The following is a 14,590-nucleotide window of genomic DNA, read 5'->3' as shown; positions in this document are numbered from 1 at the left end:
CCGTCTGGCCAAGACAAATAAACACCCCGTCCGCAAAGTGCGGCCACCCCTCTAAAAGAGGGGAATACAAATTGCAGAATAAAAAGCCCTGTGATAACGTCAATCATATTGATTTTTATGAAATAAATTAACCTCAGTTTGAGCATCATTCATATTTACCTTTAAGTAGCCAATTACTGGCCCTTCATCAAGGGCAATAAAAAATAAAGAATCGGTAACTCTGCCTACCTTTCTCGTCACTAAAACTTGTAAACAAATAATCTTGCATAGTTTGCTCGGAATTGCTACTCGAAAAAGTTTCGTAAAAAGTTTTTTTGGCGATGTCTTGCACAATTGCAAAATCGGCTACCCCGGCTGATGAAATCTTAACATTGCTCATGAGATTAAATTTAGATGGTTTATTTTAATTTATACAAAAAAAGGTTACAACAATCGCTGTTGTAACCTTTATCTAAATTAACGCTCTCAATCTTTATGATTGTGATGCAAGGCTCTCACCCCTTGCATTGGCAAAAGTATAATTTAAGTTTGAATTAACAACAAAAATTTTCAAAAATTTCTATCTAATCTATAATAGCGTAAAATCCGTGTTAAATATACGTGAACAACATCCAAAATTCTTAACATAAAGAAATTGTTGCTTTTAGGTTAATAAGATGTAAATTTAATGTAACCAAATATGAATGAATTGAAAACAGGCTTTAACATAAATAAATTTCGACAGATGTTGCTCACATACATGCTGCTCTGTGGAATTTCCGTAATGGCTCAAAATCGATCATTTGAATTTTATGATGGTACTTTTAACTTCAATTTAGATTCATCGTTAATTATTTCTACCGTTAATAAGCCAACGACTGCCGAGGCCCTAAATTTTTATAGTAAAATCGAGTCAGCAGATACCCGAACAATCATTTCAGCACTTAAGGCTTATCAGGAAAAAGATCATCTTAACGATTGGATCTACTATCAACTGATCAGAAAAACGGCCGAAGAGATTAGTCCGAAGGCAGAGAATTACTTTCGTTATACGCTTTACAAATGGTATTTACTAAGTAAATGCGGCTACGATGCCAGAATTGCAATCGGCAATAATCAGATTGTGTTTTATGTCAATAACGATGAAGATATCAGCGATATCCCTTTCTTTATGATTGGTGATAAAAAATATATGTGCTTAAATTATCACGATTATGGAAAACTATTTAAGCAGAGTGTTTACGTTCCTGTTAAACTTAAGATACCAGAAGCCACCAAACCCTTTTCTTATAAGGTAACACGAATGCCCGAGTTTAAACCTGAAACTTATGAAGAAAAGGATCTTCAATTTAGCTATAAACAAAAGGTTTACCACTTTAAATTAAAAGTGAATGACGAAGTACAAAAAATATTCAAAAACTATCCGGTAGTAGATTACGAAAGCTATTTTAATATTCCATTGAGTAGAGAAACCTACAGCTCTTTGATTCCAATTCTGAAAGAAAACACCAAACACCTGGATCAAAAAAACGGGGTAGATTATTTAATGCGATTTACCCGATATGCTTTTTTATATGAAGATGACGGCCAGAATTTCGGTAAAGAGAAAAGATTATCTCCAGAACAAACTTTACTAAATAAATATAGCGACTGCGATGACCGGGCAGCATTGTTTTTCTTTTTGGTGAAGGAAATATATAATTTACCGATGATTGCCTTGCTCTACCCTACACACTTAACAATGGCCGTTCAGTTTGATAAACCCGTAGGGAGTTTCATTACCTATCAAGGCAAAAAATATTCCTTCTGTGAACCCACTCCACAAACGCAAAATTTAAAAATTGGCCAGATTTCAAACAATCTAAAAAATGCCAGTTACGAAATCGTTTACGCATACGAGCCAATTAAAAAATAGTCGTATTTCGATAATTGATGTTAATTTAATATTAACAAAACGTAATCTTATTGCTAAAAACCGAAACTATACTGCTTTTAAGGTACTTTAGTTCACTAAATAATTTTAGTTAAAAACAAAACCTATGTCGGTAGTCATTTATAATATTTTAAAAGAATTTTTTGTTGAGGTTCATGGCCACCCGGTTAAGGCCAGAATTATGTCGCCGATTAATGACGAGAAAAGCTTTAAGTTTCAAATCAGCCACTATTTTAAAAGCAAAAGTGATGCCGATGCGAATGAGCCGGCTGCAACATTTACCTCTTACGCCAACGCGGAAAGGCATTTGTTAGCTTACCTGGAAGCCTTTCAAAACACCTTGGATTTAGGTGGCGAGATAGCTGAAGGAAGTAATTTCTAAATATTTTCTTTATCGTCTTTTTCTGGCTGGATTTCTTCATCAATCATTTCCTGCTCGAATTTCTTTTTGTCTTTTTGGTTTCTCTTAATGATAAATACAATTAACAGAACCACTATTATGGCCACTACGATTACAACTGGCAAATTTACACCCATGGTTATTTCTTTAGTGATGAACAGATCATTATAAATATAACACAAAATATTTTTGATGTTAACTCCCAATCCTACGCTTAACATAATCATAATATTAATTTAACTTCACGAAATTTTATCTTTGGAGAAATCCATATGAGTTAAATGAAGAAGAATAAATCCAGGTCGAAAAAGCAATCGGCAAGCAAAAAATTACGTAAAGAATTAGAATCTAAATTAACACTAGCATTTAACGAATTTGTAAACCAGGTAGGTAAACCAAAAAAGACAGATAAAGTGATAGAGAAGTTTGCAAAACAACTTTCGAAGAAAGTAACCTTATTGCAGAAAGACGATTCTATTACACCTTTTATAAAGGAAGATGATAATTTACTCGTAACAGCAGTTGACGAGGCCATTGAAAAGAAAGTGAGTAGAAAGAAAGATAAAACGGATGCAAATAAAAACGCATAAAAAAAGGGTCAGAATTAATTTCTGACCCTTTTTTTATATAGTTTAACTTCTCAAAATTATTTCACTGCGCCCGGAGTAGTATAAGCTAGTACTTGAGGATCAGCATCAGCCCATCCAGAAGCCCAATTTACCGAACCAAAAGCACCTTTATAATCTACCTTATCAAAGAAAGCATTAGAAACTTTAGCATTAGTAAATGATGCCCCAGTTGCTGCCGCTGAGTTAGCCGACAAAGTGAAGTTTGCAACCGCTGCCAATCCACTTGCTGCGAAATCTGTTCCATAAGCATACGGAGTATTAAACAGTGTGCTTGCGAAAAGCGCTGACCCAAAAGTATTATCAGCACGTAACTTGGATTCAATAGCTGCTGCTACTGCTGTATTACTTACACTTACTTCGGTATTTTTTATACCGTAAATTAAGTTATTAGCAATAACCATACTTCCTGTGGTGAAATTTGCTGAAGTAGAACCAGCAGTTATAACTTTAGTGTCATCAATGTAAATTCCAATTGGGAAACCAGAAATTACTGAGTTTAATAAACTTATTGAAGAATTACGACGGATTTGAGCACCGTGGTAGAAGTTAGCATTATAAGAATCACCAGCTTTTTTAATCGGGCCTAAAATAGTTACGTTAGAAAATACTGCAGAAGTTTTTGGTGATTGATCTGTACCTGTTGCATTGTTATCAGATTCGAAACCATTAGATTGAGATTGATCGGCAACAGTTGAAACACGTTGTGCCAACGCAAACTGAACATTACCAGAGTAACCAAAATCTGTATCAAAATCATCATCCCAGGTACCAATAGCCAGTAAGTGTTTTGCATTTACCGTACCACCGAACCATTCAAATGCATCATCTCCTGATCGATAAACTTGAACATAATCTAAAGTTGTACCGTTACCAACACCTCCCATTGTTAACCCGTTGATCTCATTATCAACTGAATAAGCAATACCGCCAAATTCAATACGTACATATTTCATTACACCAGAGTTATCAGCTGCATCAGCACCACCATAATAAATATATGCTTTTTCGTCTTTTCCAGTAGGTTGAACCAAACCACCTTCAATTTTAACATCTGTACCTTGGTTTACTGGCGCTTTCCCTAAAAGGATAATTCCACCCCAATCTCCTTGGCTACGAGCACCTGCTCCTAAAGCCGAAGTAAATACAATTGGTTTATCAACTGTACCAGTTGCATTGATTTTTGAACCACGAGTGATAATCAAAGTTCCTTTAGAAGCTTTATCTCCTTTAATAATTGTTCCAGGCTCAATAGTTAAAGTAGCGTTGTTACTTACAAACACAAAGCCTCTTAATAAATAGATCTTACTTGCCGACCAAGTTGTATTTGCTGAAATTTCTCCAGATACTTCTACAACATTTGAAGTCGAACCAGTCGGAACATCAGTTGCAGGTCCTTCAACAATAATATTCTTCTTGCAAGAAGTTGAGAATAAAACCACCGCTAAAGCAAGTAGTAGAAATTGGTTTTTCATTTTTTTTATTTTAAATGTTTTTTTTTACAAAGAGATACTTTTAATTTTTCTTCAGGATTAAAATCCTGTTAACATATTGTAAAGACTAAAAAGAGTAGTTGAATGATAATGAAATATTTGTACCGCTTTTGTAAGAGCTAAAAGTTTCGTCTCCACCGTTACCCACACTTCCATTGTATTTTTTATCTCCGTTATAATCGAAGTATACTGTGTTTCTTTGGTTTAAGATATCACCAACATTCAGCTTCACCTCACCTTTAGATTTAATTACCTTGTAGCTTGCTTGAAAATCGATTACATCTCTCGGGTTTTCCCAAGTACTTGGGAAACGGATACCACCTGCCTGTACAATTCTTCTTCCAATTTTATTGTAAAGAATATTGAAATTTAACTTGTTATCTAAAGCACTGTGCTGTAAACCTGCATTAATTAAATATGGAGACTGACCAACCATTGGACGAGTTTTATCAATATAATCTTGATCTGTTGGATTAGTTACCTTAGATTTAATTATTGATAAATTGAAATAAGCAGTGGTATTTTTAAAGAAGCCTTCATCATTAATGAAGTTTAAATTCTTTCTGCCCTCAAACTCTAAACCATAAACATAAGCTTTTGGCGTATTGAAAAAGGCAACATCAACAGTTGATAATACATCATAACGATAAGTTTCAATCGCATTTGTAAAACGCTTATAGAAAGCAGATACCGAGAAAAGCTGTCCTGCTTCTGGATAAATTTCATAGCGTAAATCAAAATTATCAATAATCGATCTTTTCAAATTTGGATTACCGATAATATTACTCAATTGTTCGTAGTCATAATAAGAATTTAACGAAAGTTCTCTAAATTCCGGTCTTGCCAATGTACGGTAGTAAGCGGCACGCAAATTGGCTTTTTTAGTTAGGCTGTAAGTTAAGTTCGCAGATGGGAGTACGTCAAGCTGTGTATCATCAACGTAAGTGCTCAACGTATTCATTAACTTCACATTATAGTTTTCAACCCTTGCTCCATAAACTGCTCTAAAGTTTTCACCAAATTTTTGATCAAGCATTAAATAGCCATAATTAGTAAATGAATTAGCATTGTAATCATCTAATGGACCACCAACCTCTGCCAACTTGTAAACACCAGACTCTATTAATGATTGAGAATAGATTTCAGTGATTGGCAAAGATCTGATCTGAGTTTGTAAGTCGATATCGTTAGTTTGTAATTGTGCCCCCACAAAACGAGCATTGAAAGTTCTTTCACGATATTGTGATCCTAACCCCACTTTCATAGTAGTAGAAGCATCAAACAATTTGAAAGGTGTAATGTAATTAGCCTCTCCAGAATATAAATTCTCGTTCAAATCAGAAAACAACCTCGTATTTTCCTTACCCAAAGATGTGATATTTGCTTCATAGGGAACTGAGGGATCATTTTGAGCAGCTAAAGCTTTTTGGTAATTAAGCTTTAACTGATTAGGCTGATTATTAGTAATATTGCTATATGATGCCGTCCATTTCAGTTTACTATTCCCTTCGCCTATTTGATGATCACCTTCTAAAGTTGCCTTGTAAAGAGATTTTTGCATAATATCATATGCATAGAATTGATTAAGCGTATTGGCATCTCTAATACCTGTACGAACAGTATAATTATCGTCGTAATTTTTATTGTAGATGTTTTTGAAACTAATTTTATTCTTTCCAAAACTATAAGCAAAGTTAGCTAAGCCCCCAACATTGGTCGAAAACCTATATTGATTATCGTTATAGTTATAGATATAAAAATTACGTTCGTTGTTCTCGTAAATCGTTTGCGCATTCCTGTAAGTTGCAGAAATCATTGCACCGAACTTATTCCCATTCTCAAAGTTTTTCACTCTACCTAAATTAAATTGATAATTTTGAGTAGGTAGCGCAGTTGTAGTTTTGATAGAATTATCTGTAGGAAAAGATTTTAAAGCGGCAATATTTTTAGCGTTAGATAATGTTCCGGCAGCGATTGCTTCACGAGTAGGGAAATTCTCGGCCAACTGCTTCCCGCCATCTTCATAACCTAAGTAGGCAAGTGCATTTTTCTTTGTACCTAAAAAATCTTTAAATGTAGATTGAGAATTGTAACCATATCCAACACCAAACGACAGGAAGTTTTGATCTGGAATATCTTTAGTTACAATCTGTACTGCACCTCCTGCAAAATCTGCTGGCAAATCTGGTGTAGCCGTTTTACTTATCGTAATTTTATCTACCAGGTTCGATGGTACAATATCAAAAGAGAAAGCTTTTCTATTAGCTTCAGTACTTGGTAAAGTAGAATTATCAAGTGTGGCCGTATTATAACGATCACTTAAACCCCGTACAATAACAAACTTATTATCTTGAATAGTTGCGCCACTAACACGTTTTAAAACATCAGAGGTATTTCTATCTGGTGACTTTTTGATTTGCTCGCTTGAAATCCCATCAGAGATTAATGCACTATTTTTTTGCTGAGCATACAATGTATTAATTGACTCTTGCTTAAAAGACGCTTTAATAACAACCTCTTGAAGATTCTGTCCACCAGCCTCAGCCAATGTTACACTTAAGTTAGTAACAGCAGGCCCTTTTACATCAACATCAGACACTTCTTTAGTTTGATATCCAACGTAAGAAAACTCCAAGGTGTATTTTCCAGAAGCCATTGCTTGCAATGTGTAATGACCATCAACATCAGTCGATACGCCTTTAGCAGTACCCTTAATTTTAACCGTTACCCCAATCAAGGTTTCACCGGTTTTTTTATCGGTAACTGTTCCAGAAATTTTACCAGTTTGTGCGTAAGCCGCAATGCTTAGAAATGAAATCAGCATGACTAATGCCGACTTTTTAAAAATTGTGATTAAGTCCAATTTGCCTGTATTTAATTTTAGGCAAAGCTATTACCACAATGTTAGCTGTATGTTAGATGTTAATTAAGATTTGTTTAGCTAAAGGTTAATTTAATGTTAGCTACTTTTAGATTAGTACCTAATACCCGTTTTCTTGCAGATGAAGTGCAATAACCAAATCGGACCGATTAACAGAAACTTAACATCATCTAAAAAAGATGGTTTTTTACCCTCAATTTTATGTCCGATAAATTGACCTACCCAGGCAGCGACAAATATGGCGGCATAAATCGCATAAGCTGTCCCGCTCCCCAAACCAACAGACTGCTCTATTTTCACAATGATATAACTCATCAAGCCTACCACCCAAATCATTAAAAAAAACAATATAGGCGAGAGCGTGAAATAGTAATATAAACTAAATGCCAACAGAAAAGAAGCCCAATTAAAGAAGCCATTGTAATTGCCTAAAAAACCAATATGTGGAAATGGAATTTGCCAAACCAAGCCCAGTAAACTAAAAACGATCAATGGCACACAAATCCAATGCACCAGTTTATTGGTTGCGTTTTGGTGGCTTTCCGCATACTTATCAAAAAGTACATCAACAGGGCGTTTAGGTTCAATTTGGATAGTTGGTTTGCTCATGGTGTAAAAATATGAAAAATGTTGGAGAAAGCGTACCGTGAGCATGTCGTCCATTAGAAATCGATTTTCATCGACCGAAGCCATCTCATAGATCTGTGTTAATCTTCTTAATCTGCGGGAAACCCAAATCTATAATTGCATTGGGCTCAAAACTCCCCGCAGATCACGGTGATTTTCGCAGATAGGAATTTTATCCATCTCATCCGTCGTCATTKCGAGCGAARCCGAGAAAYCTTTRAAATTAACACGTCCCGAATACAGGCTYAAAAGATTTCTCCATTCCACTGCGTTTCAGTCGAAAAGACGATCTAAAAGATTTTYGYTATAARACAATTCATCAAATAAGATCTGTGTTAATCTTCTTAATCTGCGGGAAACCCAAATCTATAATTGCATTGGGCTYAAAACTCCCCGCAGATCACGGTGATTTTCGCAGATGAAATTTTTTCATCCATCTCATCCGCCGTCATTTCGAGCGAAACCGAGAAAGATCTGTGTTAATCTTCTTAATCTGCGGGAAACCCAAATCTATAATTGCATTGGGCTCAAAACTCCCCGCAGATCACGGTGATTTTCGCAGATAGGATTTATCCATATCATCCGCCGTCATTTCGAGCGAAGCCGAGAAATCTTTGAAATTAACACGTCCCGAATACAGGCTTAAAAGATTTCTCCATTCCACTACGTTTTCAGCCGAAAAGACTGGAACAATGCGAAGCCATCTTTTAATAAAGATCTGCGTTAATCTTTTTAATCTGCGGGATACCTAAATAGATAATTGCATTGGGCTCACCCCCCCCCCGCAGATCACGGTGATTTTCGCAGATGAAAAGAAGTTCAAATCGCCTATCACATGTCAACCTTAAAAACCAAAAAAGCGATGGAAAAAATTCCATCGCTTAATTTATTAATGAGATTGCTTCGGCTTTAAAAACCTCGCAATGACAGATAGGCGACTACTTCGCAAATGCTACCGAACGTGTTTCACGGATAACAGTAACTTTAATCTGCCCAGGATAAGTCATTTCCGTCTGAATACGGGTTGAAATATCTGCAGCCAATAATTCTGCCTGTGCATCCGTAATTCTTTCGCTTTCTACAATCACACGAAGTTCTCTACCTGCCTGGATGGCGAAAGTTTTCTCTACTCCAGGATAAGACAATGCCAGTTCTTCAAGATCTTTCAAACGTTTGATGTAACTTTCAACTACCTCTCTACGTGCACCCGGACGAGCGCCTGAAATCGCATCGCAAGCCTGAACGATTGGAGAAATCATTGAAGTCATTTCTATCTCGTCGTGGTGGGCACCAATTGCATTACAAATTTCTGGATGCTCTTTATATTTTTCGGCCAGTTGCATTCCTAAAATTGCGTGAGGCAATTCCGGGTTATCATCAGGCACTTTACCAATATCGTGTAATAAACCAGCACGTTTAGCCATCTTTGCGTTTAAGCCCAACTCGGCGGCCATTGTAGCACAGAAATTAGCCACCTCACGCGAGTGATGTAAAAGGTTTTGACCATAAGATGAACGGTAACGCATACGACCAACCATTCTGATTAATTCAGGGTGCAAACCGTGAATCCCTAAATCGATTACCGTACGTTCGCCAATCTCCACAATTTCATCTTCGATTTGCTTTTTGGTTTTCGCTACAATTTCTTCAATACGGGCAGGGTGAATACGACCATCTGTTACCAAACGGTGTAAAGCCAAACGGGCAATCTCTCTTCTTACCGGATCGAAACCAGATAAAATGATCGCTTCAGGAGTATCATCAACAATAATTTCAATACCAGTCGCAGCCTCTAAAGCACGGATATTTCTACCCTCTCTACCAATTACTCGACCTTTAATCTCATCACTTTCGATATGGAAAATAGAAACCGAATTTTCAATCGCAGCTTCTGTAGCCGTACGTTGAATGGTCTGGATCACCACTTTTTTTGCTTCTTTGCTTGCGGTTAACTTGGCTTCATCAACAATATCTTTTACCTGCATCATCGCTTGCGTGCGGGCTTCTTGCTTTAAATTCTCTACTAATTGCGCTTTAGCTTCTTCAGCAGAAAGGCCAGCAATAGTTTCTAATTGTTTCAGGTGTTGATTTTTTAACACTTCAACTTCTTCTTGTTTTTTAACTGCAAGCTCAGTTTGCTTTTCTAAATTGGCTTTTTGCTTATCTAGTTCCTGCTCTTTTTTGTTGAAGTTTTCCATGCGCTGGTTTACCGATTGCTCTTTCTGCTTCATGGTATTCTCACGCTGATTGATAGAATTATTTTTGGCATTCACTTCTTGTTCATGCTCTGCTTTTAACTGCAAAAATTTCTCTTTTGCTTCTAAAAGTTTATTCTTTTTTAAGATCTCTGCATTGTTCTCTGCATCTTTTAAAATCTTTTTCACCTTGTTTTGGGCTGCAATTTCCTGCCCTTTTAACAGGTTGCGCAGTAGGAACCTGCCTACCGCTATACCGATACCTAAGCCTGCTATTAAGGCAAATATGTATCCTAGAATTTCCGTTATCTCCATTTTGTTTTTTAAGTAAAAAAAAACCGCAACTAATTTTTTTAAAGTCTCATCATTTTAAACCTCAACTAAGCATAATTGGGATTTAAGCCATTTTCAGGTGCATAAAGCAGATGAAATACGCCCTCTTAACCCCATAGATATTGAAGTGTTAAGTTTTATAAATTTGAAACTCAAAAAACTAGCCGCGGCTATGTTTTTATGCTAATTAGAGCGACGCCATCCTGAATTTATTCCAGGAACTTAATTGTTAAGACTTTGAAACAAGTTCAAAGTGACAAATCGCCAAAGAACGAACCTTATTTTGTAAAAAAACCGTTGAGTAAAATATCCAACTCTTCAACTTTATCAGCAACGGCAGTATCCTGGTTTTGCACTTTATTTTCCGTTCTTAATACAGCGGTTGCATAATGCAAAACTGCCATAGAAAGAAGATCCTGCTTATCTCTAACCGCATAATTATCTTGATAATCTTTTATGCGCTCATTGATCATTTTAGCTGCCCGTCTCACAATTTCTTCCTCTTCTGTATTCACCTTAAGTGGGTAAATACGGTCAGAAATGGTTATTTTAATCGAGATTTCTCCCATTTGTTAGCTTAGTTTCTGATTTCTTCGCATCATTTATTTTTTAAGTAATGCGATACTTTTATCAATCTCCCGCACAAAATCGTTAATTTTTTGTTTAATGTCAAGCGACTTTTCACTTGTACCCTCAATACTTTTGGCCAATTTAGTAACCCTTAATTTTTCTTCAAGTTCTACATTTTTGGCTTTCGAAGTATCAAGCGCCACTTTTAACGATTGATTTTCAAGCTTTAATAAATCATTTTCTTCTTGTAATGCATTACATAACTCAATTAATCGAGCTGTTTTTTGTAATACCTTATCTAATTGATCTGCAACAGAAGTCATGAATTTATTTCTAAAAATACGAATTTATATTTTATTTCCTAATTTCTGCACCCGCTTGCTGGGTTAAATTCGCGATTAATTTTTGCATCGTATTTTCAATCTGCTTATCAGTCAGTGTTTGCTCTTCATCCTGCAAAATGAAATTCAACGCATAAGATTTTTTACCTTCCGGCAATTTATCCCCCACGTAAACATCAAAAACACCTACTTCTTTAATCAACTTTTTATCCGTTTTAAAGGCAATCCCTTTTAAGGTATCAAAAGTTACGGCATGGTCAATCAGCAACGATAAATCTCTTCGCACCTGCGGATACTTCGAAACCTCTTTATTGATGATCTTGTTCTTCCTTACAATGTCCAGTATCCCTGCCCAATCAAAATCAGCGTAAAAAACCTCCGCATTCACATCTGCAAGTTTACGATCAGCCTTGCTTGCTGCCCCAAAACTAACCAGTGTTTTATCTCCACGGAAATATTTAATTCCATATGCGAAGTTTTCATCATTTAAAACATCCGTTTGATAACTGGAAATCCCTAAACGGTTGATAATCGCATCAACAGCCGACTTCAAATTATAAAAACCTACCGATTTGGAGTTCTGGTTCCATTGCTCACTTTGTTTTGCCCCAGATATTAGTAACAACAACCTCGGGCGCTCTACATATTGTCCGTTAATTAAATGATAGGTTTTACCAAACTCATAGAATTTAACGTCAGCATTTTTCCGGTTTTGATTATGAGCCACACTTTCCAGCGCTGGCATTAACATGCTTTGGCGCATTACATTCAAATCGCTGCTTAGCGGGTTTAAAATAAAAACCGCTTCATCAAGATTTTTAGAGTAAGTCGACTTTGTTAGCGAATTACACATAATTTCAGCGTAACCGTTGGCACTTAATAAATCTGCAACAGTATTATGTGTGTTTTCTTTCTCTGGCTTTAAGCTGTAGGATAACGAAGCATTTACTTTTGAAGGAATAGCAATATTATTATAGCCATAAATGCGTAAAACCTCTTCGGTAATATCACATTCGCGGGTTACATCTACTTTGAAAGATGGCACTCTCAAAGCCAGAGTATCATCAGACGTACTGGTTGCGGTAATTCCTAAAGCGGTAATGATATGCTTAATCTCTGCAGACGGAATATTTGCACCAATGAGCTTATTGATGTTGTTATAACTCACTTCAAACTCGAAAGGACGAATGTGATTAGGATAAATATCAGAAACTGATGATGAAATTTCGCCTCCAGCCAATTCTTTAATCAACAAGGCCGCATATTTCAAAGCTGTAACCGTAATTTCCGGATCAGTACCACGCTCGTAACGGAAAGATGCGTCAGTTTTTAAGCCATGTCTTTTTGCCGTTTTACGTACCGAAACCGAATTGAAATAAGCACTTTCTAAGAAGATGTTTTTTGTTTGGGTATCAACGCCTGAAGTTTTGCCCCCGAAAACACCGGCAATGCACATCGGTGCATCGGCATTGCAAATCATCAAATCATCAACACTTAATTTGCGCTCTACATCATCTAGGGTTACAAAAGGCGTTCCTTCAGCAACTTTTTTAACAATTACTCTTCCGCCGGCAATTTTATCGGCATCGAAAGCATGTAGAGGCTGGCCTAAGCCATGTAACACGTAGTTGGTAATATCTACCACATTATTAATCGGGCGAAGACCAATTACTTTCAATTTATCTTTTAACCAATCTGGAGATTCAATAACCGTAACACCAGAAATGGTTAGGCTACTGTAACGCGGACAAGCAGTAGCATCTTCCACTTCAACAGGAATAACCAGATTTTCATTATCAACTTTAAACGCTGACAGATCTGGCATTTCATATTCGCTTCTGAAATAAGCAGCTAAATCTCTCGCAACGCCTAAATGTGAGGCTGCATCTGCCCGATTTGGCGTTAACCCGATCTCGAAAACGAAATCATCATCCATTTTGAAGTGGTCTTTAGCACGAATACCGATTTCGGTATCTTCAGCCAAAATCATAATTCCATCGTGAGATTTGCCTAAACCTATTTCATCTTCTGCACAAATCATTCCCTGAGAAACCTCACCCCTGATTTTTGATTCCTTAATTTTAAATGGCTCACCTTCCAAAGGATAAACGGTTGTTCCAACAGTAGCAACCACAACTTTTTGCCCGGCACCAACATTTGGCGCACCACAAACAATTTGAAGATTTTCTTTGCCACCCACATTTACCGTAGTGATGCGTAAACGATCGGCATTAGGATGTTGCACACAGGTTAAAACCTCGCCAATAACCAAACCCTCAAGTCCGCCAACAACAGGCTGAACCTGATCTACACTTTCTACCTCTAAACCTACATTAGTTAAGATTAAGGAAAGTTCTGCCGGCGTTTTATCTATTTTAACAAATTGTTTTAACCAGTTATATGATATTTTCATTTATTGAGCTTTGAGATTCCAGACAAGAGGTTTTAGACATACTATAGCTAAAACAGTTGTTCAAGAATTATAAAACGCAAAGATAATATTTAAAGATGAAACGTTTTAGAAATTGAAAAACATTGAATGATTAATAATTTTATTTATTAAGACTATATTTGTTTATGAGCATTACTGTTTATAACAAAGCAACTCTTTTTCATCAACTTCAGAAAAACGCAGAGAAAATAAAGTCGTTCGGAGTAGAAAAGTTGGGTGTATTTGGCTCTTTTACTACAGATCGAATTACTGAGGATAGCGATATCGATTTTCTTGTGGAATTTGACCCCTCCAAAAAAAGCTTTGATAATTTTATTGAGCTATCTTTCTACCTGGAGGATTTATTAAATCGCAAAGTCGAATTGGTAACACCACAATCATTGAGTAAACATATTGGCCCTTATATTTTACAACAGACTCAATATGTCAGCATCTAATCGTGAGTTGATCAAACACATTTTAGATGAAATTGATTTCATTCTTAAGCAAACTAGCTACAAAAGTAAAGAAAGTGCAATTACGGATCCAGTCCTTTCAAGAGCTTTGATCAGGAGTCTAGAAATTATAGGAGAAGCTAGTTCTAAATTAGACGACGATTTCCGTGCATTATACCCTCGAATTGAATGGAGAAAAATTATTAATACAAGAAATAAGCTTATTCACGATTATTTTGGAGTAGATTATGATATCGTTTGGGATATTATCATCAATAAGCTACCAAACCTCAAACGTTCGTTAACAAATTCCGTTGGTTGAGGTT

General features: G+C 36.2%; 13 protein-coding genes. 5 read left to right on the top strand and 8 right to left on the bottom strand.

Going from position 1 to position 14,590, the window contains the following annotated elements:
* Positions 1-724 precede the first annotated feature (724 nt).
* Positions 725-1,894 carry a hypothetical protein gene (locus tag ASE92_RS07435; RefSeq protein WP_235527313.1) on the top strand — a complete coding sequence of 390 codons (1,170 nt, stop codon included), beginning with the start codon at positions 725-727 and terminating at the stop codon, positions 1,892-1,894.
* 124 nt (positions 1,895-2,018) lie between these two features.
* Positions 2,019-2,294, top strand: a complete 276-nt coding sequence (locus tag ASE92_RS07430) for a hypothetical protein (protein WP_056849490.1) — start codon at positions 2,019-2,021, stop codon at positions 2,292-2,294.
* Here ASE92_RS07430 and ASE92_RS07425 read toward each other — a convergent pair.
* Positions 2,291-2,533 carry a hypothetical protein gene (locus tag ASE92_RS07425; RefSeq protein WP_157255683.1) on the bottom strand — a complete coding sequence of 81 codons (243 nt, stop codon included), beginning with the start codon at positions 2,531-2,533 and terminating at the stop codon, positions 2,291-2,293. The genes ASE92_RS07430 and ASE92_RS07425 overlap by 4 nt on opposite strands.
* A gap of 60 nt (positions 2,534-2,593) precedes the next feature.
* Here ASE92_RS07425 and ASE92_RS07420 point away from each other — a divergent pair, with 60 nt between their 5' ends.
* A complete protein-coding gene (locus ASE92_RS07420) occupies positions 2,594-2,902 on the top strand; it encodes a hypothetical protein (RefSeq protein WP_056849488.1) in 309 nt (102 codons plus the stop codon).
* Between the two features lie 56 nt (positions 2,903-2,958).
* Here the strand turns inward: ASE92_RS07420 and ASE92_RS07415 are convergent, their stop codons facing one another.
* The 7 genes from ASE92_RS07415 to pheT form a co-directional block, all read right to left on the bottom strand.
* The gene (locus ASE92_RS07415; RefSeq protein ID WP_056849487.1) at positions 2,959-4,413 is read right to left on the bottom strand and encodes a hypothetical protein; all 1,455 of its coding nucleotides are present in this window, start codon (positions 4,411-4,413) and stop codon (positions 2,959-2,961) included.
* A gap of 85 nt (positions 4,414-4,498) precedes the next feature.
* A complete protein-coding gene (locus ASE92_RS07410; RefSeq protein ID WP_056849486.1) occupies positions 4,499-7,255 on the bottom strand; it encodes a TonB-dependent receptor in 2,757 nt (918 codons plus the stop codon).
* Between the two features lie 150 nt (positions 7,256-7,405).
* Entirely contained in the window at positions 7,406-7,921 is a 516-nt protein-coding gene (locus ASE92_RS07405; protein WP_056849485.1) for a DUF962 domain-containing protein, read from the bottom strand.
* 956 nt (positions 7,922-8,877) lie between these two features.
* On the bottom strand, positions 8,878-10,449 hold the full coding sequence (gene rny, locus ASE92_RS07400; RefSeq protein ID WP_056849484.1) for a ribonuclease Y: 1,572 nt from the start codon (positions 10,447-10,449) through the stop codon (positions 8,878-8,880).
* Between the two features lie 296 nt (positions 10,450-10,745).
* On the bottom strand, positions 10,746-11,036 hold the full coding sequence (locus ASE92_RS07395; RefSeq protein WP_056849483.1) for a cell division protein ZapA: 291 nt from the start codon (positions 11,034-11,036) through the stop codon (positions 10,746-10,748).
* Positions 11,037-11,069: 33 nt separating this feature from the next.
* The gene (locus tag ASE92_RS07390; RefSeq protein WP_056849482.1) at positions 11,070-11,360 is read right to left on the bottom strand and encodes a hypothetical protein; all 291 of its coding nucleotides are present in this window, start codon (positions 11,358-11,360) and stop codon (positions 11,070-11,072) included.
* A 31-nt stretch (positions 11,361-11,391) separates the two neighbouring features.
* Positions 11,392-13,791, bottom strand: a complete 2,400-nt coding sequence (gene pheT / locus ASE92_RS07385; RefSeq protein WP_056849481.1) for a phenylalanine--tRNA ligase subunit beta — start codon at positions 13,789-13,791, stop codon at positions 11,392-11,394.
* Positions 13,792-13,955: 164 nt separating this feature from the next.
* Here pheT and ASE92_RS07380 point away from each other — a divergent pair, with 164 nt between their 5' ends.
* Together ASE92_RS07380 and ASE92_RS07375 are read left to right on the top strand one after the other, a co-directional pair.
* The gene (locus ASE92_RS07380; RefSeq protein ID WP_056849480.1) at positions 13,956-14,267 is read left to right on the top strand and encodes a nucleotidyltransferase family protein; all 312 of its coding nucleotides are present in this window, start codon (positions 13,956-13,958) and stop codon (positions 14,265-14,267) included.
* A complete protein-coding gene (locus ASE92_RS07375) occupies positions 14,254-14,586 on the top strand; it encodes a DUF86 domain-containing protein (RefSeq protein ID WP_056849479.1) in 333 nt (110 codons plus the stop codon). The genes ASE92_RS07380 and ASE92_RS07375 overlap by 14 nt, the downstream gene beginning before the upstream one ends.
* The last annotated feature ends 4 nt before the right edge of the window (positions 14,587-14,590 follow it).

Source organism: Pedobacter sp. Leaf41 (genome assembly GCF_001422545.1).
Classification (GTDB): Bacteria; Bacteroidota; Bacteroidia; order Sphingobacteriales; family Sphingobacteriaceae; genus Pedobacter.
This window is presented reverse-complemented; position numbering and strand designations above follow the sequence as displayed.